The organism is Halomonas sp. A11-A (assembly GCF_003182195.1).
Lineage (GTDB): Bacteria > Pseudomonadota > Gammaproteobacteria > Pseudomonadales > Halomonadaceae > Halomonas > Halomonas alkalicola.
Map to the genome: position 1 here is coordinate 1 of NZ_QGTM01000004.1, position 14,115 is coordinate 14,115.

Here is a 14,115-nt window from a genome sequence, read left to right on the forward strand (position 1 = left end):
GCGCTGGGCGCCGGTCATCGCCGTCGGCTACGCCGCCAGCGTGGCCACCCACCTCTGGCTCAACGCCCACAGCTTTACCGTTTTCAACTGATCGATTCCTGGTGACTTCACCCACTCTCCGGCGGCGATTGCCGCCGGAATTCGTTACGCGTTGAGATCCTCGCTTTACATTGCCTTCCAATGATGTAGCGTATCCAAAGATGGCCGCATCAGCACAGTCGCCGGGGCAAGGGGCGGCGGCTGCCGACACCATAACCAGATGGCCACATCGTATGCAGGAGAGAAGGTCCTCGCCCGGAGCGACGCGCAAGACGAAGCCCGAGGCTGCAGCGAATCATTCACGGGGAACCGATACGCAGATGCTTATCTCCATCCTGTCACCTCCAGCGGTGGCGTCAGAGCGCCTGTCCAGCCGTCAAGGGGCCTTCCGGTGGCGTGGCTGAGGCATGGCCTGCTGGCGGCCCTGCTCGCGCTGTGCTGGCCCTCCCTGGCAGCTGCCGACGAGAGCCCGGTCCTGGTGGCCCACCCGGATGTGCGGACCGTCCACCTGACCCGCGATACCACCCGCGCCATCTTCGCCATGCGGCAACGCACCTGGCCGGATGGCCAGGCGGTGAGGGTCCATGTACTCAGCAACGATGATCCTGTACACGGGCGCTTCGTGAAGGAGCGCCTGGCCGTCTATCCGCACCAGCTTCAGCTGGCCTGGGACCGCATGGTGTTTTCCGGCACCGGGCAGGCCCCCACGCGAGTCTTCTCCCAGGCCGAGATGCTCGACCGCATCGCCAACACCCCCGGCGCCCTGGGCTATCTGGAAAGGGAGTATCTGGATGATCGTGTCCAAGTCATTTCGGTGGAGTGAGCGCCGTGCCCGACTGGCGCTGGCCGCCCTGCTGCTGGGCGGCAACGCTCCGGCTGCGGCAGACAGCAGCATGCTGGATACCCTGCAGCTGCACGGTTTCCTCAGCCAGGCGCTGGTGATCACCGATCGCAATGACTTCTTCGGCCCGAGCAGCAGCGGAGGCGGCAGCCTGAAGTACACCGAGATCGGCGCCAACGCCTCCTTCCGCCCCCATCAGGACGTGCTGATCGCCGCCCAGGTGCTCAGCCGGCGCGCCGGCGGGGATGGCAGCGACGCCAAGCCGGTGCTGGACTATGGCGTCGTCGACTACCAGATGGTCTCCAACCAGCGGCGCACCCTGGGCGCTCAAGTTGGCCGCTTCAAGAACCCCTTCGGGTTCTATAACCAGACCCGGGATGTGGCCTTTACCCGCCCCGGCATCCTGCTGCCCCAGTCCATCTACTTCGACAGAACCCGATCGCTGGCCCTGTCCGGGGATGGTGTCGCCTTCTACATGGAGGAGCGCATCCCTTCTGGCACCTTGAGGGGCCAATTGAGCTACGGTGTACCGCAGGCAGGCGATGACCTGAGAGGCACCCTTCGCCTGGACACAGTCCCCGGTTCGCTTGATCCTCAACGCTCGGCAATCGGTCAGATTCGCTATGAGCACGATGGCGGACGCATTATCGCCGCTATCAGCAGGGCGGATGCCAACGCCAGCTTCGACTCGTCGGTGCCCGGACTGAGCGACGGCGACTTCTATTTCAGACCCTGGGTCTTGTCACTGCAGTACAACGAGGAGCGGTGAAGCCTGACGGCGGAATACGCCTGGCGCAACTCCGGCCTCAAAAACTTCAACAACCCGGCCTTCAACTTCGACGTGACCGGTGAAAGCTGGTACGTCCAGTACACCCGGCGCTTCCACGAGAACTGGCAGTGGCTGGTTCGCTACGACAGCCTGATCAACAACCGCGACGATCGCTCAGGCTCTGCCTATGAGGCTAGCGGCGCCGGCCCCGCCCATAGCCAGTTCGCGGAGGACTACACCCTGGGCCTTCAGTGGACCGTCAATCCGCGCGTCCTGCTCGCTGCCGAGTACCACCATATCGATGGCACCGGATAGCTGCCCGTGCAGGATAATCCGGACCCGGCCGAGACCAGCCGCCGCTGGAACATGTTGCTGTTCCAGCTCTCGCTGCGCTTCTGACCGGCCCGAGGCCTCCCATGTCCTCTATCGACCGCCGGCCCTGCCGCCTCAGCCTCACCTGGCGAGTGATCGCCCTGAGCAGCCTGCTTCTGGTGCTGCTGGTGGCGCTGTTCGCTTGGCTGGTGCATACCAACCTGACTCGCCAGTTCGAGACCAGCCGCGCCGAGCACGGTGAGCGCCAGGTCCGCGAGATCCGCCTGGCCCTGGAGCGCTCCGAGGAAGGGTTGCGCCAGCTGGCCTCGCTGGTGGCCTCGGGCCAGGGGCTGGGTGAGGCGCTCCAGGCCGGCCAGCCGTCGCTGCTGGTCGACTCGCTGGAGACCCAGTGGCCCACGCTGCAGCTGGAGGCAGGGATCGACGAGATCCTCGTCTTCGACATCGACGCGAACCAGCAGGCCGCCTGGGGCGAGGGACAGTTGCACAACGAGCGGCCCGTCCAGGAGTGGGTACGCCGCGTGCTGCGCGACGAGATGCCCCACTCCGCCCTGCGCTGCACCAGCGACTGCCGGCAGTATGCGGCCGTACCGGTGCTGGTCGAGGGGGAAAGCGCCGGTGCTGTGATCCTCTCTCGCTCCCTGGCCGACGTCACTCGTCAGGCTCAGCAGGTCTCCGAGAGCGACGTGGCCCTGCTGGTAGTGGGAAGCCCGGCCGATCCGGAACTGCCAGAGGAGCGGGCCATTCCCGCCTGGCGGGGGCAGCTCATCGCCATGACGCGACAGGAGGCCTACCTGCCTATCCTGCACAGCGCCGCCCCACAGGTCTCTGTGCGCGATCTGGAGCGCCGGCCCCTGCGCCTGGAGTACTCGGGCCAGACCATCGAGCTCAGCGCGGTGCGCATGGACGAGGACGAGGACCGCCGCAGCGTCGGCTACTTCCTGCTCGCCTCGGACATCACCCCCCAGATCAAGGCCATCGCCCATGACACCCGGGTGTTGGTCGCCGTGGGGATTTTCGGCTGGCTGGTGGCCGAACTGCTGCTGCTCGCCATCCTGCTCAGCCCCATGGCCCGGCTGCGGCGGATCGCCAGCGTGCTGCCCACCCTGGCCCGCGGGGGCTTCGCCGAGGCCAGGGCCGCCATTCCACGCCCCCGGCGCATCCTCGCCGACGAGATCGACGTGCTGCAGGGCACCACCCTGGCACTGGCCGACCAGCTCGAGACCCTGGAACGGGAGGTCTCGGCCCGAGGCGAGCAGCTCGCCGAGCGGGTCGAGGAGCTGGCCAGGGAGCGCGATTTCATCGGCAGCCTGCTGGATACCGCCCGGGTCTTCATCGTGACCCAGGACGCCAGCGGCCGCATCGGCCTGGTCAACGACTATGCGCTGACGGTCATGGGCAGCGAAGAGGAGACACTGCTGAATCGCCTGTTCGAGGATGTCTTCGCGCCGGGCCAGCCGCCCGCCGGCCCGCCCCTTGCCGCCCCGCACCTGGAGGAGCGCCTGCTGGTCACCGCCGATGGCCAGCAGCACACCATCGCCTGGTACCACGCCCCGCTCCCCGGGAGTAACGAGGCCGCGCCCGGGAGGATCTCGGTCGGCCTGGATATCACCGAGCGCAAGGCCGCCGAGGCACGCCTGACCTGGCTGGCCGAACGCGACCCCCTGACCGGCCTCTATAACCGCCGCTATTTCCAGGAGGCTCTGGGCGCAGCGATCAAGCATGGGCTGAGCGGGGCAATGCTGCTGATGGACCTGGACCAGTTCAAGGATGTCAACGAGCTCTGCGGCCATCAGGCAGGTGACCAGCTGCTGCGCAAGGTGGCTCGCGTGCTCACCGAGGAGCTAGGCCACCGGGGCGTCATCGCCCGGCTGGGGGGCGACGAGTTCGCCCTGCTGCTCAGGGAAGCGGATGCCGATCTCGCCGTGCGCATCGCCCAGCAGATCAGTCAGATTCTCGAGGGCACCGGGTTCGCCGTCGCAGAGAGGCGCCATAGGGTCTCGGCCAGCACCGGCATCGCGCTCTTCCCGGAACATGCCGACAACCCCATCGACCTGATGGCCAGCGCCGACATGGCCATGTACAAGGCCAAGGCCTCGGGCACCCAGCGCTGGCACCTGCTGGCCACGGCGCAGGGCGCACGAGAGGAGTTGCAGGAGAGGGTCTACTGGGAGGAGCGCGTTCACCGCGCCCTGGAGGAGGATGCCTTCGAGCTGATGGTTCAGCCCATCGTGCGCCTGGAGGATCGCGACGTGCGCCACTACGAGGTGCTGCTGCGCATGCGCGACGACCAGGGCGGCCTGATCTCGCCGGCGACCTTTATCCCGGTAGCCGAGCGCAGTGGGCAGATCATCGCCCTGGACCGCTGGGTGCTGCGTCACAGCCTTCGCGCCCTGAGCCGGGTACAGGAGCAGGGGGTAAGCCTGGCGGTGAACCTCTCCGGGCAGTCCCTGCATGACGATGGGCTGAACCAGTACCTGGCCGATGAGATTGCTGCCAGCGGCGCCGATCCCGAGTACCTGATCCTTGAGGTCACCGAGACCGCCGCCGTGACCGACTTCTCCACGGCCCGAGGGGTACTGCAGGGCATCCGGGACCTCGGCTGCCGCACGGCCCTGGATGACTTCGGCGTGGGCTTCAGCAGCTTCCACTACCTGGGCCAGCTTCCGGTGGACTACATCAAGATCGACGGCAGTTTTATCCGCAACCTGGCGGTGAATGCCGACAGCCGCGTGATCGTCAAGGCCATTGCCGATATTGCAGCCGGGTTCGGCAAGCAGGCCATTGCTGAATTTGTAAACCAGGAGGCCCTGCTACCCATACTGCAAGACTATGGGATAGCTTATGGGCAGGGTTATTTACTGGGCATGCCAGAACCCATCGAGAGCATTATCAGTGACACTCGATGAAAGAGCCATTTCAACACAAATAAGCACTTAAACCGGCGAACGCTCTCAGAGCTCCGCTCTTCCGCACAGGATTCTTATCCCATGAAAGCCATCCCAAAGGTCGAACCAGAAACGTTGGAAAGGAAAGACCTCCTTCACAGGTTTGGGGAAGAGTTCTCATTTACGATTGCAAAAAACCCAAGGCAGCTCCAGGACGTTTTCGCACTGAGACATGACGTCTTCATCAAGGAAATCGGCTATGACATGGAAGAGGATGAAAGCCATAGCCTGGAACGTGATGAGCATGACAGCAGAGCGATCCACTGTTTTATCAGGCACAAAAGAACGGGACTGATCGCTGGCTGCCTTCGTCTGATAGCTCCTAGCGAAATCGATAGCAATCATGGTGAATTGCTGCCAATCGAGGCCCACGGCGACGGCATTCTGAACCATGACACGTTTCGCCCAGACATCCTGCCTCGCAATCAAATCTGCGAAGTATCACGACTCGCAATTGCCAAGCCTTTTCGAGAAAGGCCCAAGGATGATACGTCTCAAACCAGTAACATCTTCACCCTGGAAGAGAGAAAAGTCTTTCCCATCATCTTGATAGGATTGTTCCTCTGCACCTACACCCTCGTCGGCCTTACCGGAAAGCGGCATGTATTTGCCATGATGGAGCCCAAGCTCCCACGACTCCTTTCTTACTCAGGCTTTCACTTCTCGAAAGTTAGCGGCGACATTTTTTACCATGGCAAGAGAAACGCCTTCTACATCGATCATCAAGTAGCAGAGCAGCAGGTCCACCAGGATCTGACTCAACTGTATGCAGCCATCCAGAAAGAGCTTTCTCCACAGCTTGATGTCACGAATGCCTTCAAAACAGCCATTGTGCAACCGGAAATGACCTGATGACTTTTTCCTCTCGATGGTAGGTGGCGCGTGACTATCTGGTCCGGCGCCTCGACTGCTCCGGCCGGATCATCCTGACCCGCACCTTGGGGCGCGGCACGGCGGGTGGCGCCGCACCTTCACCGGTCTCCTCGCCGGATGGCGGCGGAGGCGTAATGGTCACCCAGGCGAAGGTGGGCAGCGCCAGCTGCCAGTAGATGGCGGCGAGGCGCAAGCCCAGGGTCACCAGCAGCGCCAGGGCAATGGTCAGGGTGCCCGGTGCGGAGAGGGCGTCCAGCACCACGTAGGTGATGCCGCCTGCGATGGCCGCCGTGGCGTAGACCTCCTGACGCAGCACCATGGGCACCCGCCGCGCCAGCACATCACGCACCATGCCCCCTGCTACGCCGGTCAGCATTCCCATCAGCACCGCGACCACCCCCGGCGCCTCGAGCAGAAGCGCCTTGTGGGTGCCGATGACCGTGAACAGCGCCAGCCCGAAGGCATCGGCCACCGGCAGGAAGCCCCGGTTGAGCCGATGGATATAGTGAAAGCAGAGGATCGAGAGCCCCACGGTGGCCATGATGACCCACAGGTAGGTGGGGTCGGTGACCCAGAAGACCGGCCGCACGCCCAGCACCAAGTCGCGCAGGGTGCCGCCGCCGATGCCCGTCACCGCCGCCAGCACCAGCATGCCGAAGGGGTCCATGCGGGAGCGACAGGCCAGGATCACGCCCGACAGCGCAAAGACGATCACCCCCGCCATGTCCAGCCAGTAGATCAGACCGCTCACCGTTGCTTGCCTCCCGACGAATCAATAGCAAATGGGCGACAGCATAGCCCAATTTTCACCCATCGAGGCCTTCTCGGTCAGGCGCAAGCGTCGACGGCGGCGCTAACGCGAGCAGGCGGCCCGTGGGCCGCCTGCGAAGCGTAGCATCAGCTGACGAGGGAGGTCAGTCGACGCTGTGGCCGTGGGACTCGAGCCAGTCGCGCAGGAAGGCGATCTCCTCCTCCTGGGCGGCGATGATCTCCTGGGCCAGCTCGCGGAGTTCCTCATCCTCGCCGTGCTCCAGCACGATGTTGGCCATGTCGATGGCCCCCTGGTGGTGAGGGATCATGCCGCGGGCGAAGTCCACATCGGCATCGCCGGTGAAGCCGACCATCATGCCCTCGTGCATGCGGTCATTGGCTTCCCGGTAGGCCTGCACCGCTGGGTTGTCGGCATGCTCGTCATCACGGTGCGCCTCGCCATGGGCGTGGTCACCGTGGGCATGGTCGCCGTGGCCGTGGCTACCCGCCATCGCCGGCTGCGCCAGCAGGGCAGCACCGGCCAGGGCCACAGCCCCGAAGGCGGCGAACCACCAGCCGGGCGCGATTCGGGGGCGCGTCTCGGCAATGGCGTGGATCTCCTCCTTGCGGTTCGGCTGGCGCGTCTGTCGATGGGTCATGGTGGGGCTCCTTGCAGAGGGTTCGCTTGGTCGGTGACATTCACACTCTAGAACCTGTGGGCCGCCCAAAGGTCAAGGGGGATGGCCGCGTCCGTTGGAACCCTGACCGCCGCCGGGGTTCCACAGGCCTTCCCCCGGCGGGCATGGCCCACGGGGCCTCAACCGAGTACCCTGGGGGAGCGGCCTGGCGGCATGCGTCCAGATCCCCCCTCGTCGCCCGCCGCGTCTCTGGGCCACTGCGGTCCGGTCTCCCACTCCCGAGCCACTGGAACGCCCCATGGACTGGAACCCCGCCGTCATCTGGCTGATCGTCGCCCTGCTGCTGGGCCTTGCCGAGCTCACCACCGGCGGGCTGGTGCTGCTGGCGCTCGGCATCGCCGCCGCCCTGACCGCCGGCCTCGCTGCCCTGGGGCTGCCGCTTCCCTGGCAGCTGCTGGGCATGGGCCTCTTCTCCGGTCTCCTGGTGCCACTTGCCATCTGGGTGATCCGCCCCCGGTTCTCGCCCCGCGGCGTGGCCTACGGCACCACCGGTACCGGGGTGGAGAAGGGCCACACCTATACCACCCTCAAGCGCGACTTCGACGGCGCCAGCGGCATCAAGATCAACGGCGACTTCTATCGCCTGCGGGTCGCCGCCGACGAGGAGAGCGGCAAGACCGACCTGCCTCCCGGCACTCGGGTCATCTTCCAGGCCTTCGATGGCACCACCGCCATCGTGACGCTGGCCTCTCCAGCGCCGGTCTCCGGCGCCACCCACGACAAGGAGTAATACCCAATGGATCTTCCCGTCAGCCCGGGGCTGATCATCGCCCTGATCGTCGTCGTCATCGGCATCCTGATCATCGCCAAGGGGCTGGTGATCGTGCGCCAGTCGGAGGTGATGGTGATCGAGCGCCTGGGGTCGTTCAACCGGGTGCTGGAGAGCGGCATCAACATCATCGTGCCTTTCATCGACCAACCCCGCGCCATCACCATGATCCGCTATCGCAAGATGGGCGAGGAGTACCACGCCGTCACCAGCAACGAGGCGCGCATCGACCGCCGCGAGACGGTGATGGACTTCCCCGGCCAGCCGGTGGTGACCACCGACAACGTCACGGTGAATATCAACGGCGCCCTCTACTACCAGATCATCGACCCGAAGCGCGCCGTCTATGAGGTGGAGAACATGAGCCAGGCGGTGGAGGTGCTGGCCAAGACCACCCTGCGCTCGGTAGTCGGCAAGATGGAGCTCGACAAGCTGTTCGAGTCCCGCGCCGAGGTCAACAACGAGATCCAGGCCGCCATGGAGGAGGCCGCCTCCAAGTGGGGGGTGAAGATCTCCCGGGTCGAGGTGCAGGACATCGCCATGCCCGAGGAGGTGGAGTCCGCCATGCGCCTGCAGATGGCCGCCGAGCGCAAGCGCCGGGCCACCGTCACCGAGGCCGAGGGCGAGAAGGCGGCCGCCATCGCCATGGCCCAGGGCCAGCGCGAGTCGGCGATTCTCAACGCCCAGGGCGACAAGGAGTCCGCCATCCTGCGCGCCCAGGGCGAGCAGGAGTCGATCAAGCTGGTGCTGGGCGCCATCGGCGACAGCGAGGAGAACAAGCGCACCGTGGTGGGCTACCTGCTCGGCCAGAGCTACATCAAGGCGCTGCCGACCATGGCCAAGGAGGGTGAGCGCGTCTTCGTGCCCTACGAGTCCTCGGCGCTGCTCGGCTCCATGGGCATGTTCCGCGAGATGGCCGGCTCCCCGGAGGACGCCGTGGCCAGCCACCTTCAGGCCAGCGGCAACCGCAGCGGCCTGCGCGGCGGCGTGGTGGGCGGAGCGGCCAGCGGCGGCTGAGCACCTCTCTTCATCACCCCCTCACCCATGACGACATCGGCCCGCCATCTGGCGGGCCGATGTCGTGGGGGCCGGCGGCCCTCACCCCAGCTGGAAGGGGTAGACGCTGCCGATCTCGAGGATACCGCTCAGTTCGTCCAGGGCGACGAGGGTCTCCCGGGCCAGGGCCGGGTCGGCGAGATCCTCGGGGGCGAGACGATCGCGGTAGTGGCGCTCGACCCAGGCGGTAAGCTCGCCGTGCAGGGCGTCGTCGAGCAGCACCCGGCCGGCCAGCGCCCCGCGCTCCTCGGCGCCGAGCACCACCCGCAGGCGCAGGCAGGCGGGCCCGCCGCCGTTGCGCATGCTCTGCTTGACGTCCTTCACCACCACCTCGCCGATGGGGTTAGCCCCGGCCAGCAGGTGGTCCTGGACCGTACGCCACACGCTCTCGTTCTCCTGGCACTCCCCGGGCACCACCAGGGTCATGGAGCCGTCGGGGTTGGAGAGCAGCTGGGAGTTGAAGAGGTACGACCCGATGGCATCCTCGAGGCTCACCGCCTCGAGGGGGATGCGCACCGGGATCAGCGGCGTGCTCATGCGCTCGCGCAGCGCCTCGAGAGTGCCCGCCTCGTCGAGGAAGGCCATCTCGTGATAGAGCAGCACCGGGCCGTTGCCCACCGCGATGACGTCGTTGTGGAAGACCCCGGCGTCGATAGCCTCGGGATGCTGCTGGGCGAAGACCGTCTGCGACTCGGCCAGGCCGTGCTGGCGGGCCACCGCCTGGCTCGCCTCCAGGGTCTGGCGCGCAGGGAAGCGCTTCGGGGCCGGCAGGGTCTCGCTGCCCCAGCCGAAGGCCTCGCGGCCGTAGACGAAGAGGTGCACGCCGGCCTCACCGTGGCCGCCGGCCAGGCGCGTATGGTTCGCCGCTCCCTCGTCGGAGAAGGCCGGCGTCGCCGGCAGCGCCGGGTGGTGGGCGAAGCGGGCCTCGTCGCGGAAGATCGCCGCCAGCACCCGGCCGGTGGTGGCTGGCTCCAGGAAGCGATGGAAGCTCGACTGCAGGTTGGCCGGGGTGAAGTGCACCCGGCCATCCGGCGCGTCCGGGCTGGGCGTCACCGTGGCGGCATTGGCGGTCCACATGCTCGAGGCGGAGCAGACCGCCCGCAGGATCTGCGGGGCATCGCCGGCGGCCCGGGCCAGCACCCGCTCGTCGCTGCCGGTGAAGCCCAGCGCCCGCAAGGCGCCGAGGTCGGGGCGCTGCTGGGGCGGCAGCACCCCCTGGAGATAGCCGGCGTCCATCAGCGCTTTCATCTTGGCCAGCCCCTGGAGGGCGGCCTCCCGGGGGTTGGCCACCAGGCCGCCGTGGCTCATCGAGGCGACATTGCCCAGCGCCAGGCCCGCGTAGTTGTGGGTCGGCCCCACCAGGCCGTCGAAGTTGACCTCGCGGTAGTCGCGATCCGGTCTCTGCTGGTCGCTCACAGGCTCACCCCCGGCGGCAGCTGATCGGGCAGGTGCAGGTCCTCGCTCTCCACGGAGGCCACCGGATAGGCGCAGTAGTCGGCCGCATAGAAGGCACTGGGGCGATGGTTGCCGCTCTCCCCTACCCCGCCGAAGGGGGCATCGCCGGAGGCGCCGGTGGTCTGGCGGTTCCAGTTGACGATGCCGGCGCGGATGCGCAGCAGGAAGTCGTCCCAGTCGGCGCGCTCGCCGCCGATCAGGCCGGCGGCCAGGCCGTAGCGAGTGGCGTTGGCCAGGGCGATCGCCTCGTCCCAGTCGCGGTAGCGCTGCACCTTGAGCAGCGGGCCGAAGTGCTCCTCGTCGGGCACCTCGAGGCCGGTGACGTCGATCAGCCCCGGCGAGAGGAGGCTGGTGTCCTCCTCCAGGCGCTCCATGCGCGCCAGCACCGTGGCGCCGAGTTCCTCCAGCGACGCCTGGGCGGCGAGCAGTCCATCGGCCGCCGCCACGCTGACGAGGCCCCCGTAGAAGGGGGCGGGCTCGCTGAACGGGCCGGCCACCCGCAGCCGCGAGACGGCGTCGCTGAGCGCGTCGAGCAGGTGGTCACCCACCGGCCCCTCGGGCACGATCAGCCGCCGGGCACAGGTGCAGCGCTGGCCGCCGGAGAGGTAGGCCGACTGCAGGATGGTGAGCACCGCGGCGTCCTGGTCGGGCACGTCCTTCACCACCAGCGGGTTGTTGCCGCCCAGCTCCAGAGCAAGGATCTTGTCCAGCTGGCCGGCGAACTGACGGTGCAGCATGCCGCCAACCCCGGCGCTGCCGGTGAACAGCAGGCCATCTATGCCCGGATCGGCGGCAAGCGCTTGCCCGGTCTCCACGGCACCCTGCACCAGGTTGATCACGCCGGCGGGCAGCCCCGCCTCCAGCCAGCACTGCAGGGTGAGGTCGGCGGTCAGCGGGGTCTGCTCGCTGGGCTTGAAGACCACGCAGTTGCCCGCCAGCAGCGCCGGCACCATATGGCCGTTGGGCAGGTGGCCGGGGAAGTTGTAGGGACCGAACACAGCCATCACCCCGTGGGGACGATGGCGCAGCACCGCCCGGGCATCGCCCAGGTCGCGCTCCCGCTCGCCGGTACGCTCCTGGTAGGCGCGCAGGGAGAGCGCCACCTTGCCGATCATGGCGCCCACCTCGGTGCGCGACTCCCACAGCGGCTTGCCGGTCTCGTGAGCGATGGCCGCGGCCAGGTCCTCGCGATGGCGCTCCAGCACCTCCCGGAAGCGCTCCACCAGGGCCTGGCGCTCGGCGAAGGGCGTCCGCGCCCAGCCGGGGAAGGCCGTGCGGGCGGCCGCCACGGCGGCCGCCACCTGGTCCGGGCTGGCGGCACGCCCCTCCCAGAGTCGCTCCCGGGAGACCGGGTCGTGCTTGGTGAAGGTCCGGCCCTCCCCGGCCTGCCAGATACCGCCCACCAGCAGCTCTCGTCTCGCCTTCATCAGCCTTCCTCCTCGCTATCCAGAATCCGCAGGGTGGCGCCGGCATCCACCTCGAGCCGCGCCGCCTCGCCGGGCGAGAGCCTGAGCACGCCCGCCTCGTCGGGACCGCGCCCCACCCAGGCGGCGCGGAAGTCGGCCATCCCGGTGGTGGCGGCCAGCCAGCGCGGCCGCGCGCCCTCATCGCTCAGAGCCGGGTCGATCTCGACCCGACAGTGCCGGGAGAGGCGCACACCGCGCACATCGTCGATATAGGCCTCGACGGTGGGACCACCGTCGAAGATGTCGATGTAGCCCTCCCAGCGCAGCCCCTCCTTCTTGAGCATGGCCAGGGCCGGGCGGGTCTGCTCGTGGACCCGACCGATACAGGCCCGCGCCTCCTCGGAGAGGAAGGGGGTATAGATCGGGTACTTGGGCATCAGCTCGCCGATGAAGCTCTTCTGGCCCAGCCCGGTGAGCCGGTCGGCCTCGTCGAAGTCCAGCGGGAAGAAGTGGCTGCCCAGGCAGTGCCAGAAGGGGCTCCTGCCCCGCTCGTCGAAGACCCCGCGCATCTCCGCCAGCACCTTGGCGGGGAAGCGGTCGCGGAACTCCGCCATGAACAGCCAGCGCACCATGGAGAGCAGCGCGCCGTTGCGCTGGTGGCGGCGGTCGCCGCCGCGGTACTCGGGGCGCAGGAAGAGCGAGGCCACCTCGGCATCGCCGGTGTGGTCGGAGCACAGGAAGAGGCTGTCGATGGTGCGATGCAGGTCGAGCTGCACCGAGGAGTGGGCCAGGGTGCCTACCCGGTAGTGGTAGAAGGGCACCTCGCGCCCCACCTCGCCCTCGATGGCGCAGCAGCCGGCCAGGTGGCCGGTGGCCTCGTCCTCCAGCACGAAGAAGTAGTTGCGCTGGTCCGGCGGCACACGCTCCTCGAAGGCGTTGATCGTGGCGGCGATCTTGGCGGCCAGGAACTCGCGGTTGTCGGGCAGCGAGGTGAAGCCCACGCCGGTCTCCCGGGAGAGCGCCTGCAGCTCGTCCAGGTCACCCTCGGCGATCGGTCGAATACGCATCACAGCTCTCCCTCGTCGTAGCCCGGGTCGCGCTCCTCGGCGCCGTCGTCGCCCATGCCGGGCAGCGCGAGCGGCGCGGCCAGCACCGCGCGCCCCTCCTCCACGCCGAGGCGCTCGGCGTGCTCCGGCGAGAGCATCAGCTGGCCGGTGGGCGACAGCGCATAGCGCGCCACCACGCAGCAGAAGTCACCGAGACGCTGGTTGGCCACCATGGCCGGCTCCGCATCCGGCAGGGCGTGGGCCGGGCGGATGCGCACCGGGTGCCAGGCGGCGCGGCGGAAGGTCTGCAGCCGCTCGCGCTCGGCCTTGATCACCGGCCCGGCATCGAAGATGTCCACGTGACGCGAACGCAGGAAGCCCTCGGCGAGCATCTCGGCCAGCGCCCCCTCATGGTCGGGATGCTCGCGGCCGATGGCGGCCCGCGCCTGGGGGGTGAGCAGCGGCAGGTAGAGCGGGAACTGCGGCATCACCTCGGCGATGAAGCTCTTGGAGCGGATGCCGGCCAGGGTGTTGATCTCCTGGTAGTCGCGCATGAAGAAGTGGCGCCCCACGCTGTTCCAGAACGGCGACTCACCGGCGCCGTCCAGGAAGCCGGGGAAGGCCATGGCCAAGAGGCCGGCGAAGCGCTCCGGGTACTGGGCGATGAACATCAGCCGCGCGCGGCGCAGCAGGCTCTCGGCGCTGGTGCCCCGGTAGCGGGGGTCCAGCGAGTAGGCACACAGCAGGCTCGCCTCGGAGACCTCGTGGGAGAGCGCCAGGGTCTGCACCTCTCGGCGCACGTTGAGCTGCTGGGAGGCGTGGATCAGGGTCTCCTGCCGGTAGGTATAGTAGGCGTCCCGGGCGCCGGCCTGGGCGCGGATGGTAGCGGTGCCCACCGCCTCGCCGCGCTCCCGGTCCTCGAGCACGAAGGTGTAGTGCTCATCGCCGGGGAAGGCCACCTCGGCGGTGAAGGCCTGGCGGGAGCGGGCGATGCGCTCCTCCAGGCGATCGCGATGGGCCGGCAGGTTGGTCAGCTGCGGCACGGCCATGCCGGCCAGCCGCTCCAGGGCGGGCAGGTCGGCGGGCACAACGGGGCGAACGACCAGCATGGCGGGGTCTCCCTCGGATGACAGGG

The 14,115-nt window shown here is 67.7% G+C and carries 13 protein-coding genes; 7 read left to right on the top strand and 6 right to left on the bottom strand.

The window, feature by feature from the left end:
- Window positions 1-430: 430 nt before the first annotated feature.
- From DER72_RS04505 to DER72_RS04520, 5 genes are all read left to right on the top strand, one after another.
- Complete coding sequence (locus DER72_RS04505) at window positions 431-862, top strand: hypothetical protein (RefSeq protein ID WP_375153260.1); 432 nt, start codon at window positions 431-433, stop codon at window positions 860-862.
- Complete coding sequence (locus DER72_RS04510) at window positions 831-1,649, top strand: hypothetical protein (RefSeq protein WP_309064155.1); 819 nt, start codon at window positions 831-833, stop codon at window positions 1,647-1,649. The genes DER72_RS04505 and DER72_RS04510 overlap by 32 nt, the downstream gene beginning before the upstream one ends.
- A gap of 72 nt (window positions 1,650-1,721) precedes the next feature.
- Window positions 1,722-1,964 (top strand): hypothetical protein, encoded by a 243-nt coding sequence (locus tag DER72_RS16575; RefSeq protein WP_309064156.1) that lies wholly within the window; start codon window positions 1,722-1,724, stop codon window positions 1,962-1,964.
- Window positions 1,965-2,065: 101 nt separating this feature from the next.
- The gene (locus tag DER72_RS04515; protein ID WP_110068810.1) at window positions 2,066-4,888 is read left to right on the top strand and encodes an EAL domain-containing protein; all 2,823 of its coding nucleotides are present in this window, start codon (window positions 2,066-2,068) and stop codon (window positions 4,886-4,888) included.
- A gap of 81 nt (window positions 4,889-4,969) precedes the next feature.
- Window positions 4,970-5,779 carry a PEP-CTERM/exosortase system-associated acyltransferase gene (locus DER72_RS04520; protein ID WP_110068811.1) on the top strand — a complete coding sequence of 270 codons (810 nt, stop codon included), beginning with the start codon at window positions 4,970-4,972 and terminating at the stop codon, window positions 5,777-5,779.
- Between the two features lie 34 nt (window positions 5,780-5,813).
- Here the strand turns inward: DER72_RS04520 and DER72_RS04525 are convergent, their stop codons facing one another.
- The gene (locus tag DER72_RS04525; RefSeq protein ID WP_110068812.1) at window positions 5,814-6,551 is read right to left on the bottom strand and encodes a trimeric intracellular cation channel family protein; all 738 of its coding nucleotides are present in this window, start codon (window positions 6,549-6,551) and stop codon (window positions 5,814-5,816) included.
- Window positions 6,552-6,714: 163 nt separating this feature from the next.
- Entirely contained in the window at window positions 6,715-7,209 is a 495-nt protein-coding gene (locus DER72_RS04530; protein ID WP_258306195.1) for a DUF305 domain-containing protein, read from the bottom strand.
- Window positions 7,210-7,486: 277 nt separating this feature from the next.
- On the opposite strand from DER72_RS04530, the gene DER72_RS04535 reads away from it, so the two are divergent.
- Entirely contained in the window at window positions 7,487-7,978 is a 492-nt protein-coding gene (locus tag DER72_RS04535; RefSeq protein WP_110068813.1) for an NfeD family protein, read from the top strand.
- A 6-nt stretch (window positions 7,979-7,984) separates the two neighbouring features.
- Window positions 7,985-9,034 (top strand): SPFH domain-containing protein, encoded by a 1,050-nt coding sequence (locus DER72_RS04540; protein WP_110068814.1) that lies wholly within the window; start codon window positions 7,985-7,987, stop codon window positions 9,032-9,034.
- 81 nt (window positions 9,035-9,115) lie between these two features.
- Here the strand turns inward: DER72_RS04540 and astB are convergent, their stop codons facing one another.
- From astB to DER72_RS04560, 4 genes are read right to left on the bottom strand one after another with little or no spacing between them, the layout of a single operon-like run.
- Window positions 9,116-10,489 carry an N-succinylarginine dihydrolase gene (gene astB, locus DER72_RS04545; RefSeq protein WP_110068815.1) on the bottom strand — a complete coding sequence of 458 codons (1,374 nt, stop codon included), beginning with the start codon at window positions 10,487-10,489 and terminating at the stop codon, window positions 9,116-9,118.
- On the bottom strand, window positions 10,486-11,955 hold the full coding sequence (gene astD, locus DER72_RS04550; protein ID WP_110068816.1) for a succinylglutamate-semialdehyde dehydrogenase: 1,470 nt from the start codon (window positions 11,953-11,955) through the stop codon (window positions 10,486-10,488). The genes astB and astD overlap by 4 nt, the downstream gene beginning before the upstream one ends.
- A complete protein-coding gene (astA, locus tag DER72_RS04555) occupies window positions 11,955-13,001 on the bottom strand; it encodes an arginine N-succinyltransferase (protein WP_110068817.1) in 1,047 nt (348 codons plus the stop codon). The genes astD and astA overlap by 1 nt, the downstream gene beginning before the upstream one ends.
- Window positions 13,001-14,089 (bottom strand): arginine N-succinyltransferase, encoded by a 1,089-nt coding sequence (locus tag DER72_RS04560; RefSeq protein ID WP_110068818.1) that lies wholly within the window; start codon window positions 14,087-14,089, stop codon window positions 13,001-13,003. The genes astA and DER72_RS04560 overlap by 1 nt, the downstream gene beginning before the upstream one ends.
- Window positions 14,090-14,115: the final 26 nt, after the last annotated feature.

What these genes read in the sequence shown, in the direction of transcription:
- DER72_RS04540 (WP_110068814.1), top strand. Translation starts at nt 7,985, where the DNA reads ATGGATCTTCCCGTCAGCCCGGGGCTGATCATCGCCCTGATCGTCGTC.
- DER72_RS04520 (WP_110068811.1), top strand. Translation starts at nt 4,970, where the DNA reads ATGAAAGCCATCCCAAAGGTCGAACCAGAAACGTTGGAAAGGAAAGAC.
- astA (WP_110068817.1), bottom strand. Translation starts at nt 13,001, where the DNA reads ATGCGTATTCGACCGATCGCCGAGGGTGACCTGGACGAGCTGCAGGCG.
- DER72_RS04535 (WP_110068813.1), top strand. Translation starts at nt 7,487, where the DNA reads ATGGACTGGAACCCCGCCGTCATCTGGCTGATCGTCGCCCTGCTGCTG.
- astD (WP_110068816.1), bottom strand. Translation starts at nt 11,955, where the DNA reads ATGAAGGCGAGACGAGAGCTGCTGGTGGGCGGTATCTGGCAGGCCGGG.
- DER72_RS04515 (WP_110068810.1), top strand. Translation starts at nt 2,066, where the DNA reads ATGTCCTCTATCGACCGCCGGCCCTGCCGCCTCAGCCTCACCTGGCGA.
- DER72_RS04510 (WP_309064155.1), top strand. Translation starts at nt 831, where the DNA reads ATGATCGTGTCCAAGTCATTTCGGTGGAGTGAGCGCCGTGCCCGACTG.
- DER72_RS04560 (WP_110068818.1), bottom strand. Translation starts at nt 14,089, where the DNA reads ATGCTGGTCGTTCGCCCCGTTGTGCCCGCCGACCTGCCCGCCCTGGAG.
- DER72_RS04530 (WP_258306195.1), bottom strand. Translation starts at nt 7,209, where the DNA reads ATGACCCATCGACAGACGCGCCAGCCGAACCGCAAGGAGGAGATCCAC.